Source organism: Tepidiforma thermophila, assembly GCF_002563855.1.
GTDB lineage: Bacteria > Chloroflexota > Dehalococcoidia > Tepidiformales > Tepidiformaceae > Tepidiforma > Tepidiforma thermophila.
The window spans coordinates 2600622-2613946 of sequence record NZ_PDJQ01000001.1 but is presented as its reverse complement, the minus strand read 5'-3'; the positions used below and the strand labels follow the sequence as shown (position 1 = coordinate 2613946).

Sequence of the window (13325 nt, the reverse complement as noted above, 5' to 3'; positions counted from 1 at the left end):
CTACCGCGCTCCCCACGGCTCCGCTACCGCCCGTGCAGGTGATGCTCTTCGCCCGCCGCGTGGTAATGGTGCGCGTGGTGCATCCCGCGCCGCCGGTGCAGCCACCCCGCCACCAGCCCGTGATTCGGCGCAAACACCAGCGAAACGAGGAACAGGCCGGTCGCCGTCAATACAATTGTCGCCCCCGCGGCCGTCCCGGCATGGTACGACACGTACAGCCCGCCCACCCCCGATACCGCCGCCAGCAGCACACTCAGCCCAATCATCCGCAGCAGCCGGTCCGTCAGCAGCCGCGCCGCGGCCGGCGGGGTCACCACCAGCGCCAGCACGAGGATGTTTCCCACCGTCTGCAGGCTCACCACAATCGTCGCCGCCACCAGCAGGAGCAGCAGCAGGTCGAGCGCAAACACCGGGTAGCCCAGCGTCCGCGCCATCACCGGGTCGAAGGCCGCCAGCGTCAGCTCCTTCAGCACCAGCACCATCACGGCCGCTACCACCGCCGCGATGACCGCGGTCACCAGCACGTCCTGCGACGACACCCCGAGGATGTTCCCGAACAGCAGCGACCCGAGGTCGCGCCGAAAGCCGCCCTGCCGGCTCAGGATGACCACCCCGAGCGCGAAGAACGCCGCGAAAATCACGCCGATCGCCGAGTCCTCGCTCACCCGCCGGCTCCTCGCCAGCACCCCAATGCCCAGCGCAGTCAGGGTCCCGAACCCGAACGCCCCGATGAGGATGCTCTGGCCCGCGAGGTAGCTCAGCACCACCCCCGGGAAGACCGCATGCGCCAGCGCATCCCCGATGAAGGCCAGCCCCCGCAGCACGACGAAGCACCCCACCAGCCCGCACAGCGCGCCGATGATCAGCACCTCGAGCAGCGCCCGCTGCATAAACCCGTACTGGAGCGGCTCGGTCAGCCAGCTCATGGCAGCCGCTCGAACACGGGAACCTGCTCGAACACCGCAACCTGCCCGCCGAACGCCGCCCGCAGGTTTTGCGGCGTGAACGTCTCCGGCGTTGGACCGAATGCCACCATCCGCCGGTTCAGCAAGAGCACGTGCGTCGTTGTTGCCCGCACCTCGTCGAGGTCGTGCGTCGCAAACAGCACCGTCACCCCGCCGCGCGCGAACGCCCGGATCTGCTCATGGAACACCGCCCGGTTCTGCACATCGACGCCCGTGAACGGCTCATCGAGCAAGACCAGCTCCGGCTCCTGCACCATCGCCCGGGCGAGAAAGATCCGCTGCTGCTGCCCCCCAGAAAACTGGCTGATATGCCGGTGGCCCAGCCCGCCAAGCCCGAGCGCCTCCAGCGCCGCCTCGGCCGCGGCACGGTCGGCCCGGCCCGGCCACCGGAGCCACCCGAGCCTTCGGTACCGGCCCATCATCACCACGTCCAGCGCCGTGACCGGGAACTCCCAGTTCACTTCCTCCCGCTGCGGCACGTACGCGACCCGCCCGGACAGCTCCCGGAGCGGACGCTCGCCGAACCGGATCTCGCCCTCCCGCAGCGGCAGCGACCCCGCAATCGCCTTCAGCAGCGTCGATTTCCCGCTCCCGTTCGGCCCGATCAGCCCGACTACCGACCCCGGCGGGATGCTGGCCTCCACGTCGCACACCGCGAGGTTGTGGCCGTAGGCAATGGCCACACCCGAGAGCACGAGCGTTCGGCTGCGCGCAGCGATCCCCTCTGCCTGGTCCGCGTCCCCTATCTCAGCGCCTCCGCAATGAGCCGCGCGTTGTGCAGCAGCATGCCGTGCACCGTGTCGGCGCCGCTGCCTGCCGGCCCCAGCGAGTCAGCATACACCCCGGTCACGACCCGTACCCCGGTATCCTTCGCCAGCTGCTCCGCAACCTTCGGGTCAATCTCCGCCTCGGCAAGGATCGCCTTCACGCCCTCGCTGCGGATGAGGTCCGTCAGCTTCGCGAGGTCTTGCGCCGAAGGCTGCGCCTCCTTCGCCGTCCCCGGGATAATCGCCCCGATAATCTCAATCTGGTACCGCTTCGCGAAGTAGTTCAGCGATTCGTGGTTCGTCACCACCTTCCGCGCCGCCGCCGGAATCGGCTCGAACAGCGCCCTGATCTCGCGGTCCACCTCGTTGAGCTTCTTCGCGTACGCCTCCGCATCCGCCCGGTAGGTTGCTGCGTTTTCGCCGTCGACCTCCGCCAGCGCCTCCGCGATGTTCTTCACCATCACCTTCACGTTCTCCGGGTCATGCCACACGTGCGGGTCGCCTTCCCCGTGCTCATGACCGTGGTCGTCCTTTTCTTTATCCGCTTCGGAACCGTGGTCATCGTGCGCCTCACCCTCGAGCGGCTCGATGCCTTCTGTCGCCACCACCACCTTCGCCTTCGTGCCCGAGTTCTTGATCAGGTCGTCAAGCCACTCATCCAGCCCAATGCCGTTCTTCAGCACAAGGTCCGCGTTCTTCAGCGTCCGCGAATCCTGCGGCGAGGGCTCGTAATCGTGCGCGTCTGCCCCGGCCTGGAGCAGCACCGTCAACTGCACCCGGTCCCCGGCCACCTCCCGCACAAGCGCGCCGATCTGCGTCGTCGTCGCGACAACCCGTACCCCCTCGCCGCCGTCGTCGTCATCTCCGCCGCACGCCGCGCCGAGCGTCGCAGCGGCCAGCGCCGCCATCACCAGCGCCAACCCGAACCACGTCTTGCGCATCCCCGCCTCCTCTGAGAGTTCGTATCAGCAAGTCACGATACTGAGTCTCAGAGATGCGGGCAACCGCGCGCCCTCCCCGGTTCCCGGCACCCGACCGCCCCTCAGAGCAGCCCCGGCTGCGTTCCCTCCCTGGTCCCGTCCGTCGCCCCGGTGCGCCCTCCGGCAATCTGCACCACCTCCGCCGGCTGCGCCGCGGCAAACCGCCCCGGCTGACAGGTCAGCACTACCACCTGCACCTCGCTCGCGAGCTCTGCCAGCACCCTCGCAATCTCCTCCAGACGCTGCTCGTCGCTCCAACCCAGCGCATCGTCGAGGAAAAAGGGCACCCCATCTCGGGCTGCGGCCGCCGCACACGCTGCCCGGTGCAGGACCGCCAGCTGCTCCCGCGCCCCAACGCTCAGGTCCTTCACATCCAGCCATGTGCCGTTCAGCCGCCGCCGCTTCGGGGCCAGCTCCGCGTCAAGCTCGACCGCGAAATCCTCCCCGAACACCCTCCGCCCGAGTTCCGCCATCCGCTCCGCCAGCAGCGGGCCGTACATCCGCTGTGCCGCCTCCCGGTGCTTCTCCAGTGTCCGTAAGAGGAGCCGCGCTGCCTCCGCCTTCCGCTCCACCCGCTCCGCGCGCTCTGTCGCGGCCTCGAGCCGGCTCCGGGCCTCATCCAGCTGCGCCTGTAGCGTGCCGTCGCCCGCGTGCCTGAGCGCGCCGCGCGCTTCATCCATCTCTCGCTCCGCCTCACGCAGCCGCCGCTTCCCCGTTTCGAGCTCCGAAGCAACCCGTTCGAGCTCCGGTCCGGGGTCGCCGATCTCTGCCAGCCGGGCGCGCACCTCCTCAAGTCTGCGCTGCGCATGAGCCGCCGCGCCGCGCGCCGCTGCGAGCTCCTCGTCGAGCCGCGCCGACGGCCGCTCCCGCTCGGCCTGCTCCGCCTCCGCCCGCAGCCGCTCCAGGAGACCCCGGCTCCGTTCAACCCGCTTTGCGATCTCCCCCACGGCCGCATCCGCCCCGCGCAGCGCGCCCTCGGCCTCCCGCGCGGCCCGTTCTGCCGCCTCGGCGGCCGCGCGCGTCTCCTCCACCTCTGCGTCGCCCGTTTCTTTTGCCCGCCGCGCCTCCTCGATGGTCGCCGGCAGCGTCCGCCCCGCATGCGTCGCCCGGTACGCCGCGATACGCCCGCGGGTCCGCGCGAGCCGTCCCTCCAGGTCCTCGCGGTTTGGCAGGTCCATCAGCTGCCCGTGGATCGTCCGCTCCGCCTGCTCCACCTCCTGCCTCGCCGCCAGCCGCCGCTGCTCCAGCTCCCGGGCCTCTTGGGCGTTCTCCGCCCCGGCCTGCGCGAGCAGCCGTTCCAGCTCCTCCCGCCGCTCCCGCAGCCGCCCCTCCAGCAGCCCCTGGCTCTGCGAGGGACGCACCACCACCGCGAACCCGCCCGGCAGGTCGATCCGCCGCTCCTCCGTCACCTCCACCTTCAGCAGCCCCCGCTCGAGCGGCCGCTCCTCACCATCGACCACCACCGCCGCCCCCGCCGGTCCCTCCACCTCCACCTGCACCACCACCGCACGCAGCTGCGCCTCCGTCCGCTGCACCTGCTGTTCCGCCTCCTCGACCCGTTTGAGCAGCTCCGGCGTGACCCGGCAACCGGCCAGGAACGCCTGCGCCGCCTCCCGCCGCTCCTCCGCCTCAACAATCGCCTGCAGCCGCCGCTCCATCTGCGCTGCCTGGAGCAGCTCCTGCGCATAATTCAAGTCGTCTGCCAGCGTTTTCGCCCGTGCACTCGCCGTCTCGAACTGCTTCTCGGCCGCGTTCGCTGCCTCCCGCTTCGCCCGCGCCTCGCCCTCCAGCTCCGCGAGCTCCCCGCGCCGTGCCGCAAGCTCCCCTTCCAGCGACTCCAGCTCCCGCGCGAGCCGCTCCGCCTCCCGCCCGCGCTCGGCCCGCCGCTGCACCTCCTCGCCCACCTGCCGCAGCTGCGCCTCCGCAGCCTCCAGCTCCTTCCGGGCGAGCTCCTCCGCGTGCTCTGCCTCTCGCCGCGCTTCGAGCCGTGCGCCGAGCTCCCGCTGCCCGGTCTCCAGCTCCCGGACCCGCTCACGCAGTTTCGCAACCTCCGGCTCCAGCTGCCGCACCCGCTCCGCCTTCTCCTCCAGCGCCCGGACCTCGGCCCCGAGCTCCGCAACCTGCTGCTGCGCCTCTTGCATTATTTTCCGTGCCGCCTGGAGCTCGTCCGTCTCCCGCTCCTGCTTCTCGGTGTAGTAGCGGCCAAACTCCTTCTTTGCGCGCTCGAACAGCCCCTCGCCGGCGGGGTCGGATCCCGCCGCGGCATCCAGCGCCGCCAGCAGCCGCTGGCTCTTCGAGAGTCCCCCGGGCGTAACGAGGCTCTCGCCCTGCAGCACCCGCAGCGACTCGAACAGCGCCTCGTCGACCGCCTCCTCGAGCAGCCTGCGCGCCTGGTCATGCGCCTCGCGCCCGCTGTACACCGCCTCGCTGCTGCCCGAGACCTCCAGCTCCGTCACGCCCCGCCGATTGAACACCTTCCGGTACCGGCAACGCCTCCCGCCGATGCTGAACTCCAGCTCTACCTCCGGGTCCGCATCCCGCCCCAGCGGCCTCACCCGCCGCACCTCCTCCGCGTTCGACGCCGCCGTGAAGTCGAACAGCAGCCTGATCGCCTCGACGATGCTGCTCTTTCCCGCTTCGTTCGGCCCCTCGATGACGAGCAGCCGCCCCTCGGGAAACTCCACCCGCGCGTCCGAAATCCCCCGGAAGTTCCGCACGGTCACCCGGTGGTACCTCATGCCGACCCCCTCGCCAGCCGGTAGAGCAGCGCCAGCGCCTCGCTCGCCGCCTCGGCATCAGGCCCGCCACCCTGTGCCAGAGCGTCGAGCTCCTCTGCCGCCGCTGCCGCATACCCGGTAAGCCCCAGCGACGCGATGCTTTCGCCGTTCGCACGGACCACGAACTCGCGGTACCGCTCCCACGGCTCGACCGCCGCGAACGATGCCTTTAGCTCTTCCACCGCGGCCTCGATGGCCCCCAGCAGCTCCGGCCCGCCCATGCCGCGAATCCGCAGCCGCAGGATCGTCCGTCGCCGCTCCGGCAGCCGGTCCAGCTCCTCCAGTGCAGCCCGCAGCTCCTCGCTGCTCGAAATCTCCAGCGCCCGTTCGACGAACCGCCACCGCCCGACCGGCACCGCCCGTACCGCGCACCCGCCCCCGTTGAGGTCCACCACAAGCACCTTCCCGGGTTCCAGCTCGTCATAATCCGTCTGCTCCGGCGTCCCCGAATACCACGCCCGGCCGCCGCAGCCGATGTCCGTCGTCGAATGGCGGTCCCCAAGGGCGACGTACCCAATCCCGTGCTCCCGCAGCGCCGCCTCGATCCACGCCCGCTCCAGCGTAACCGCAGCCTCCGGCCCGCGCTCCACCTGCCCGTGCAGCACCAGCACCCGCTCGCCCGCACGCGCCCCAAGCGCTGCCGCCGCAGCACGGACCTCCTCCCGTCCCGGCGCCTGCTTGCTCCGCCACGGCACCCCCGCCAGCCACGTCCCGGGTGCCGCTTCCACCGGCTCCGGCCCGAGCACGTGTACGTTGCCCGGCTTCCGCCCCAGGAATCGCTCCGATTCCCACACCGACCCCGGCGCGAGCGGGTCATGGTTTCCCGGGAGCAGGTAGAACGGCACCCCGGCATCGCGCATCGCATCCAGCGCCCGCGTCACCACCTCCCGCCCGACCAGGTTCGTTTCGAACACGTCCCCCGCCACCACCACGAACGCCGCCCCCTCTTCCCGCGCAATCCGCCCCAGCGTCTCGATCGCCTCGACCCGCGCCGCCCCGTACCGCGCCTGCGCGTCGCTCCCCAGGAAGTGCCGGGTCATGCCCAGCTGCCAGTCCGAGCTGTGGAGAAACCGCACCACGCGCGGACACTAGCAGAACAGACGTTCGCATGCAAGCCTGTCCGCCGGCTAGCCCTCACAGGTCAGCGGCAGCAGCACCCGGAACGTTGTCCCCTTCCCCTTTTCGCTCTCCACGTGCACCGCTCCCCGGTGCCCGACCACCACCCCAAGCACCGCCGCCAGCCCCAGCCCGCGTCCCTGGAACTTCGTGCTGAAGAAGGGCTCGAAAATCCGCTCCAGCGTCGCGGCGTCCATCCCGACCCCGGTGTCCGCCACCTCAAGACACGCGTACGCCCCGGGCTGCGCGTCGGCGCACCCGAAGCAGGTGCGCTGGCGGCACCGGTCCAGGTATGCCCGCGTCACGCGCTGGTGCCCGACCCGCACCGTGAGCGTTCCCCCGCCCTCGGCCATCGCCTCGGACGCGTTGATGATGAGGTTCATGAGCACCTGCCGGATTCCCACCGGGTCGGCCATCACCACGACCGGCGTTTCCGGCAGGTCCGTCGTCGCCATGACGCCGTTGCCGAGCGCCCCTCGGAGCATCCGCAGGGTATCGAGTGTGACCGCAATCAGGTCGACCGGTTCCCGCGCCAGCTCGCCCCCGCCCGCAAACCGCAGCATCTGCCGCACCATCTCCGCAGCCCGCCGCCCCGCCTCCCGGATGTCCTCCAGCGCCTCCCGCAAAAGTGAGTCCTCCCCGGCACGCTGAAGGGCGAACTCTGCATTGCCGGTCACCGTCGCCAGGATGTTGTTGAAGTCGTGCGCAAGCCCCGCCGAGAGCACCCGCAGGCTCTCCAGCCGCTCTGCGCGCGCCGCCGCGGCCTGCATCTGCAGCTGCTCCGTGACGTCCCGCACAATGCAGGCAACCATGCGCTCCTCGCCGACCTTGACGGGGATCAGCGCAATCTCAGCCATAAACTCCTCGCCGTTCGCCCGCACTGCCGCCACCGGCGCCCGCTCCTGCATCCCCCGCGGGCTGACCGCCGTCGCAAAGAAGTCCATCATCAGCCCGGCATGCCGCTCCCGCATTCGCTCCGGCACAAACGCCTGCACGCTTCGCCCGGCGGCGCCCTCCGCCGTCATCCCGAAGATCTGTTCCGCCGCCGGGTTCATCGCCTGGACCCGCCCGGCCCCGTCCACCAGCAGCACCCCATCGGGCGCCCCGGCCACTACGGCCTCCTGCCAGGTTGCAGTCGGCCGCCCGACGTGAATATGGTGCGCCATCGCCGTGCCCTCCCCGTGGCAGCCAGCATGATAGGTCCGCAATGTGACCATAAATGCGGGACTTCCCCGACACCGCCGTTCTTCAAATATTTCTCTTTGGTTTTGGGCAAACCCTCCCGCAGGCACCCCCGCTGCCCGGTTCGAACTTCGCTTTGCCATGAAGAAATTTCACAAAGCCGTCCTGAAGGGTTTCTCCCGATGGCATGTTGGGTATCCCGTGACCGATTGATAGGAGGCAATCGGCCGCGAAGCCCGGTTGCAAACCACCTGCCCGGGAGTCCCGCTATGTCCGACCGCCTCACCCAACGCCTCCACATCGACCGCGCCGACCAGGCCCTCCGCCTCCGCTGGGTCGGCATCTCCGACCGCGACGCCGCGCTCGTCCGCCGCGCCGCCGCCCTCCTCCGCCCCCAGGCCGAGGAGATCGTCCGCCGCTTCTACGACCACGCCGCGGCCTTCCCCGAATGGCAGCGCAAGGTCCAGGAGGCCGGCTCCACCCGCGCCCGCCTCGAAGCAGCCCAGCTGGACTACCTCCTCCGCCTCCTCGACGCCCGCTTCGATGAGGAGTACTTCGAACACCGCCTCCGCGTCGGCGCCGCCCACGCCCGCCTCCAGATCGAGCCCCGCTGGAACGTCGGCAACTACGGCATCTACGGCCAGCTCCTGTTCCCGCTGCTGGCGAAGAAGCTCAAGGGCCAGGATCTCGCCGACACCATCGCCGCATTGATGAAGGTTTTCGTCCTCGACGCTTCGCTCGCCGTCGAAACCTTCATCAGCGAGGGTGTCCTCGAGAAGCTCGTCGATATCCACGATACCCTCGGCCAGCCCCTCCAGAACCTCGGCCAGAACATCGCCCAGGTCGATGTCGCCGCCCGCGAAATCGCCGGCGCCGTCTCCGAAGTCGCCCGCGGCGCCGCCACGCAAACCTCCACGATGTCCGCCCTCAACGCCGAAATCGATGCCCTCGGCGAGGCCAGCGAGGGGGTCGCCCGCGCCGCCGCCGGCCAGGCAGCTGCCCTCGACGAAGCCGTCCGCGCCACCGATACCGTCCAGCAGGCGCTCGAACGCGCCCGCGCTGCGGCTGCCTCCGCTACCGAGCGGGGTGAAGCCTCCCTCGCCGAAGCCCGCGAAGGCACCGCGGCCGTCCAGCAGACGGTCGAGGCCATGGCCGCCATCCGCGACACCGTTCGCCAGACGGCTGCCGAAATCGAAGACCTCGGCCGGCAGGGCTCGCAAATCGGCGCCATCGTCCAGGTTATCGACGACATCGCCGCGCAGACCAATCTGCTCGCCCTGAACGCCGCCATCGAAGCCGCCCGCGCGGGCGAACAGGGCCGCGGCTTCGCCGTCGTCGCCGAGAACGTCCGCTCCCTCGCCGAGCGCACCGCCGTCGCCACCAAGGAGATCGCCGCCCTCATCGGCGCCGTCCAGGGCGGCACCCAGCGCGCCGTTCGCGCCATGGAGACCTCGATGGCCAACGTCGACGAAGGCGCGGCCCGCGCCGAGCGCGCCGGCGCCGCCCTCGAGCGCATCGTACAGGGCGCTACGGTCGTCAATGACGAAATCCGCCGCATCTCCGAAGCCGCCCGCTCCGTCGATGAGAGCGTGGCCATGGTCGTCGATATCCTCGAGCGCGTCGCTGGCCTCGCCCGTGAGTCGGCCGCCCGCGCCGCCGAGATGACGGCCGCCGCCGATCGGGTCCGCCACGCCGTCGCCGATGCCTCCGCTGTCGCCCAGCAGTCTGCCGCCGCCAGCCAGCAGGTTTCGGCCAGCGTCGAAGAGATCGCCGCCCAGGTCTCCGAAATCGCCCGCGAAACCCAGGCGCTCGCCGGCAGCACCGCCGAGCTCGCATCCTTCATCCTCCGGTTCGGCACCCTCGCCCATAACTCCCGCGGCGAAACCTTCACCCTCCGCCAGCCCGCCGCGGCCTGACACCCCCGCCGGGGAGGGCCGGCCCCGTTGCATCCGGCCCTCCCGGCCCGCCTCCCGTGGGCCGATCGGCCCTCACCCGGGCGCAGGTTTCGCCCTACCCTCCAATCGATTCCTTCAATGGCCGAAACGCTCACCCCCCAGCTCGAACTCCTGCCCCCGGCGCGCCGCCTCCTGCTCCTCGGCCTGAAGCAGCTCGGTGAAACCGACGCCGAGTCCCTCTCGCGCGTCGCCTACCTCTCCGTCCCTGCCGTGCGCGCCCACCTTGCCGGCCTCGCCCGCCACGGCCTCGTTTCCATCACCCGGAAGCCCGAAGGCCCCGGCCGCCCCCGCAACCGCTACGCCCTCACGCCGCGCGCAGAAGCCCTCTTCCCCCAGGGCTACGCCCGCATCGCACACTGGCTCCTCGAGGCCGCCGAATCCGACCCCGCTCTCCGGAAATCGCTCTTCCGCGCTTTCGTCGAAGCCCGCCTCCGCCAGGCAGCCGAAGCCTTCGATGCCCCCGCTCCGGCCGGCCGGGTCCAGCAGCTCGTGCGCGTCCTCGACGAACTCGGCTACTACCCCCTCCTTGAAACCATCCCCGGCAGCAAGTGGCGCCTCACCCTCCGCCACTGCCCGTTCGTCGAACTCGTCGCCGACCACCCCGAGATCTGCGCCATCGAATCCCGCGTCATCCAGGTCGCCCTGCCCGGCGGCCGGGTCGAACGCACCTGCGCCCGGAGCGAGGGTGCCCCGGCCTGCACCTATCTCCTGCAAGGTTTCCACTGATTCAATTCGGAAACGTCGCAGCGTTCGCGACAGCGTTCGCGCAAGTCGAACCCTGCCGGTATCGTTGCCCCCGTGTTGGGGAGCGAACCGCCCCAGGGCGCCAGCATCAACTACCTGTCCCCCACCCGGCAGGCGCTGGTGGTAGCCATCAAGGTCCTCGGCGAAGCCACCACCGACGAGCTTGCCCGCGAAACCTTCCTCTCCCCTGGCGCCGTCCGCCAGCACCTCCTCTCTCTCGAAGCCCAGGGCCTCGTCACGTTCACCAAAGTCCGTGAAGGCCCCGGCCGCCCGCGCCATGTCTTCCGCCTCACCCCCCGCGGCGAAAGCCTGCTCCCGCAGCTCTATCCCGACCTCGCCGTCACCCTCCTCGCCGCCATCCGCGGCGAATCTCCGGAACTCCTCGATCGCGCACTCGCCGCAGTTGTCGAGCAGCAAGTGCATGCAGCCGAAAGCCAGCTGCTCGCCCTCGCCCGCGACGACCGCATCGTCGGTGTCCTCGAACTGTTCGAGCGGTTCGGCTACTTTCCGCGCGTGGAGCTTCCCGACGACCGCTCGACCCGCATCGTCCTCCGCCACTGCCCGCTCCTGAAGCTCGCCGCCGAAATCCCCGAGGTCTGCGAGGCCGAGTGCGCAATCCTCCGCGCCGTCCTGCCCGGCATGACCGTTGAACGCGTCGAACACCGCCTCGCCGGCGACCCCATCTGTACCTACGAACTCACCCCCGACGAATAATCCGCCGACCCCGCTGAGCGGACCCGCGCAGGTAAGCGCTGCTCCGCGGGCGCCCCCGCACGCATCTTGCCCGTCCCTCCGCTACCCTCGTCGCATGAGCGCTCCCTCGCCCTTCATGCAGGAGGCCATCCGCCTCGCCGCATCCGTCCGCGGCCGCACCTCCCCCAACCCCTGGGTCGGCGCCGTACTCGTCCGCGACGGCCAGGTCATCTCCCGTGGCGCAACCGCCCCCTACGGCGGCCCTCACGCCGAAGCCGCCGCCCTCGCTGGCGTCGATGCCCGCGGCGCTACCCTCTACTGCACCCTCGAGCCCTGCGTCCCCTTCGAAGGCAAGCGCACCCCGCCCTGCTCCGACGCCATCATCCATGCCGGCGTCGCCCGCGTCGTCGTCGCCCTCCTCGACCCCCACGTCGGCGGGCCCGGCGTCCAGCGCCTCCGCGACGCCGGCATCGAGGTCACCGTCGGCGATGGCGCCGAGGCCGTCACCGACCTCCTCCGGCCCTACCTCAAGTGGCGCCAGCTCGGCCTCCCGTACGTCATCGCAAAGTTCGCCGTCAGCCTCGATGGCGCCGTCGGCGCCCCGTCCGCCGGTATTACCTGGCTCACCGGCCAGGCCGCCATCGAACGCGCCCACCGCGACCGCGACTGGGTCGATGCCATCCTCGTCGGCAGCGGCACCGTCCTCGCCGACGACCCGGCCCTCACCGCCCGGCCCGGCGGCCAGCCCGCCGAGCGCCAGCCCGTCCGCGTCGTCCTCGATGCCCGGGGCCGCACCTCACCCGACTCCCGCGTCTTCGCCCCGGGCGCGCCGGTCATCGTCGCCACCGCGCACGGCTCACCGACGGAGTGGCGCGAAGCCCTTGTCCAGCGCGGCGCCACCCTCCTTGAGCTCGACCGAAGCGCTGGCCGCCTCGAACTCCGCCAGCTCCTCCGTACCCTCGGCCAGCGCAACATCCAGTCGCTCGTTGTCGAGGGCGGCCCCACGGTCCATGCCTCCTTCTTCGAAGCCGACCTCGTCGACGAGGTCCACGCCTACGTTACCCCGCGGCTTCTCGGCAGCGCCGGCATTCCGCTCGTGCCCGCCGGCACCAAGCTGCCGGTCATCCACATCGACCCCGTCGAAATCGCCCCGCTGCCGCCCGACGTGCTCATCCGCGGCTACACTGGCAGCTGGCAGCCGCCCCTGCCCATCCTCGCACCGGAGCACTGAATGCCGCGCAACTGGATCGTCGTCGGCTCCCCCGAAATCTTCGAAACCACCCGCGCCCTCGGCTTCACCCGCCACGGCTTCAAGAGCACCCGCCGCAACATGGCAAACAGCATCCAGCCCGGCGACCTGCTCGCTTTCTACATCTCAGGACGCAAGCAGTTCGCCGCTATTTGCCGCGTCACTTCCCCGGTCGTCGAGGAGCACACGCGCATCTGGCAGAGCGCGAAGAAGCCCGACGAGCTCTACCCCTACCGCGCCGGCATCGAACCCGTCATCGTCCTGCCCGAAGACCGCTGGCTCGATGCCGAGCCCTACCACGACCGCTTCCGCTGGACCCAGCGCTGGCCCCGCGCCAACTGGACCCTCGCCTACCAGGGCAACCTGCACGAAATCCCGCAGGAAGACATGGACCTGCTGCTCGCCGATTTCGAACGCGCCGCCCGCGGCGAAACCGCCCCTACCGCCTAGGATGACTTCCGGATGGTCCGCAGCGTCACCAGGTGAAGCGTCACCGCTACGCCAATCGCAATGAGCGCCAGCTGCACCCACGGCATGTCGATAAAGTACTCGCTCACCCCGATGCCGACCCAGAGCGTGGCGATGGACCACACTTTCGCCCCCACCGTCGCCCCGCGCTGCTCCTTGTAATCCCGCAGGTGCCGCCCGAACCACCGGTTGGTCGTGAGCCACCGGTACGCCCCCGGCGAACTCTTCCCGTACAGCCCCGCAGCTCCGAGGAAAAATACCGTCGATGGCAACAGCGGCAGGAACAGCCCCAGGATGCCGATACCCACCAGCGCGCTTCCCAGCCCCACGTAGACCCACCGGCGGACGCCCCGCGTTGTCGCCTGCCGCGGCACAGCGGCCGAACCTTCCAATTCTCCCATACCGGCGAAACCGGTCTCCTGCACTGCA

General features: G+C 70.4%; 12 protein-coding genes. 5 read left to right on the top strand and 7 right to left on the bottom strand.

All coding sequences use genetic code 11. From position 1 onward, the window contains the following. Nucleotides 1–23: 23 nt before the first annotated feature. From A9A59_RS12700 to A9A59_RS13800, 6 genes are all read right to left on the bottom strand, one after another. Complete coding sequence (locus A9A59_RS12700; RefSeq protein ID WP_098504619.1) at nt 24–926, bottom strand: metal ABC transporter permease; 903 nt, start codon at nt 924–926, stop codon at nt 24–26. Then, complete coding sequence (locus A9A59_RS12695) at nt 923–1648, bottom strand: metal ABC transporter ATP-binding protein (protein ID WP_278286909.1); 726 nt, start codon at nt 1646–1648, stop codon at nt 923–925. Before A9A59_RS12695 ends, A9A59_RS12700 begins: the two co-directional genes overlap by 4 nt. Before the next feature lie 59 nt (nt 1649–1707). After that, nucleotides 1708–2673 (bottom strand): metal ABC transporter substrate-binding protein, encoded by a 966-nt coding sequence (locus A9A59_RS12690; protein WP_098504617.1) that lies wholly within the window; start codon nt 2671–2673, stop codon nt 1708–1710. Between the two features lie 101 nt (nt 2674–2774). After that, nucleotides 2775–5450, bottom strand: coding sequence for an AAA family ATPase (locus A9A59_RS12685; protein ID WP_098504616.1), 2676 nt, complete (start codon nt 5448–5450; stop codon nt 2775–2777). Continuing rightward, complete coding sequence (locus tag A9A59_RS12680; RefSeq protein ID WP_098504615.1) at nt 5447–6568, bottom strand: metallophosphoesterase family protein; 1122 nt, start codon at nt 6566–6568, stop codon at nt 5447–5449. The genes A9A59_RS12685 and A9A59_RS12680 overlap by 4 nt, the downstream gene beginning before the upstream one ends. Nucleotides 6569–6616: 48 nt before the next feature. Beyond that, entirely contained in the window at nt 6617–7771 is a 1155-nt protein-coding gene (locus A9A59_RS13800; RefSeq protein ID WP_165772730.1) for a two-component system sensor histidine kinase NtrB, read from the bottom strand. A gap of 285 nt (nt 7772–8056) precedes the next feature. Between A9A59_RS13800 and A9A59_RS12665 the strand changes: the two genes are divergently transcribed. The 5 genes from A9A59_RS12665 (at nt 8057) to A9A59_RS12645 (ending at nt 12878) form a co-directional block, all read left to right on the top strand. Next, nucleotides 8057–9703, top strand: coding sequence for a globin-coupled sensor protein (locus A9A59_RS12665; protein ID WP_165772729.1), 1647 nt, complete (start codon nt 8057–8059; stop codon nt 9701–9703). Nucleotides 9704–9820: 117 nt separating this feature from the next. Next, nucleotides 9821–10468 carry a helix-turn-helix transcriptional regulator gene (locus tag A9A59_RS12660; RefSeq protein WP_098504613.1) on the top strand — a complete coding sequence of 216 codons (648 nt, stop codon included), beginning with the start codon at nt 9821–9823 and terminating at the stop codon, nt 10466–10468. Between the two features lie 72 nt (nt 10469–10540). After that, complete coding sequence (locus A9A59_RS12655) at nt 10541–11200, top strand: helix-turn-helix transcriptional regulator (protein ID WP_165772728.1); 660 nt, start codon at nt 10541–10543, stop codon at nt 11198–11200. Between the two features lie 94 nt (nt 11201–11294). Next, nucleotides 11295–12410: a bifunctional diaminohydroxyphosphoribosylaminopyrimidine deaminase/5-amino-6-(5-phosphoribosylamino)uracil reductase RibD gene (gene ribD / locus A9A59_RS12650; protein WP_098504611.1), complete on the top strand. Its 1116-nt coding sequence runs from the start codon at nt 11295–11297 to the stop codon at nt 12408–12410. Continuing rightward, nucleotides 12411–12878 carry an EVE domain-containing protein gene (locus A9A59_RS12645; protein ID WP_098504610.1) on the top strand — a complete coding sequence of 156 codons (468 nt, stop codon included), beginning with the start codon at nt 12411–12413 and terminating at the stop codon, nt 12876–12878. Here A9A59_RS12645 and A9A59_RS12640 read toward each other — a convergent pair. Beyond that, complete coding sequence (locus tag A9A59_RS12640) at nt 12875–13297, bottom strand: YbaN family protein (protein WP_098504609.1); 423 nt, start codon at nt 13295–13297, stop codon at nt 12875–12877. The two genes, A9A59_RS12645 and A9A59_RS12640, sit on opposite strands and share 4 nt — an antisense overlap. Nucleotides 13298–13325 lie beyond the last annotated feature (28 nt).

Bases quoted from the DNA above. Each gene is read 5' to 3' on its own strand.
- A9A59_RS12700 (WP_098504619.1), bottom strand. From the start codon at position 926: ATGAGCTGGCTGACCGAGCCGCTCCAGTACGGGTTTATGCAGCGGGCG.
- A9A59_RS12690 (WP_098504617.1), bottom strand. From the start codon at position 2,673: ATGCGCAAGACGTGGTTCGGGTTGGCGCTGGTGATGGCGGCGCTGGCC.
- A9A59_RS12685 (WP_098504616.1), bottom strand. From the start codon at position 5,450: ATGAGGTACCACCGGGTGACCGTGCGGAACTTCCGGGGGATTTCGGAC.
- A9A59_RS13800 (WP_165772730.1), bottom strand. From the start codon at position 7,771: ATGGCGCACCATATTCACGTCGGGCGGCCGACTGCAACCTGGCAGGAG.
- A9A59_RS12665 (WP_165772729.1), top strand. From the start codon at position 8,057: ATGTCCGACCGCCTCACCCAACGCCTCCACATCGACCGCGCCGACCAG.
- A9A59_RS12660 (WP_098504613.1), top strand. From the start codon at position 9,821: ATGGCCGAAACGCTCACCCCCCAGCTCGAACTCCTGCCCCCGGCGCGC.
- ribD (WP_098504611.1), top strand. From the start codon at position 11,295: ATGAGCGCTCCCTCGCCCTTCATGCAGGAGGCCATCCGCCTCGCCGCA.
- A9A59_RS12645 (WP_098504610.1), top strand. From the start codon at position 12,411: ATGCCGCGCAACTGGATCGTCGTCGGCTCCCCCGAAATCTTCGAAACC.
- A9A59_RS12640 (WP_098504609.1), bottom strand. From the start codon at position 13,297: ATGGGAGAATTGGAAGGTTCGGCCGCTGTGCCGCGGCAGGCGACAACG.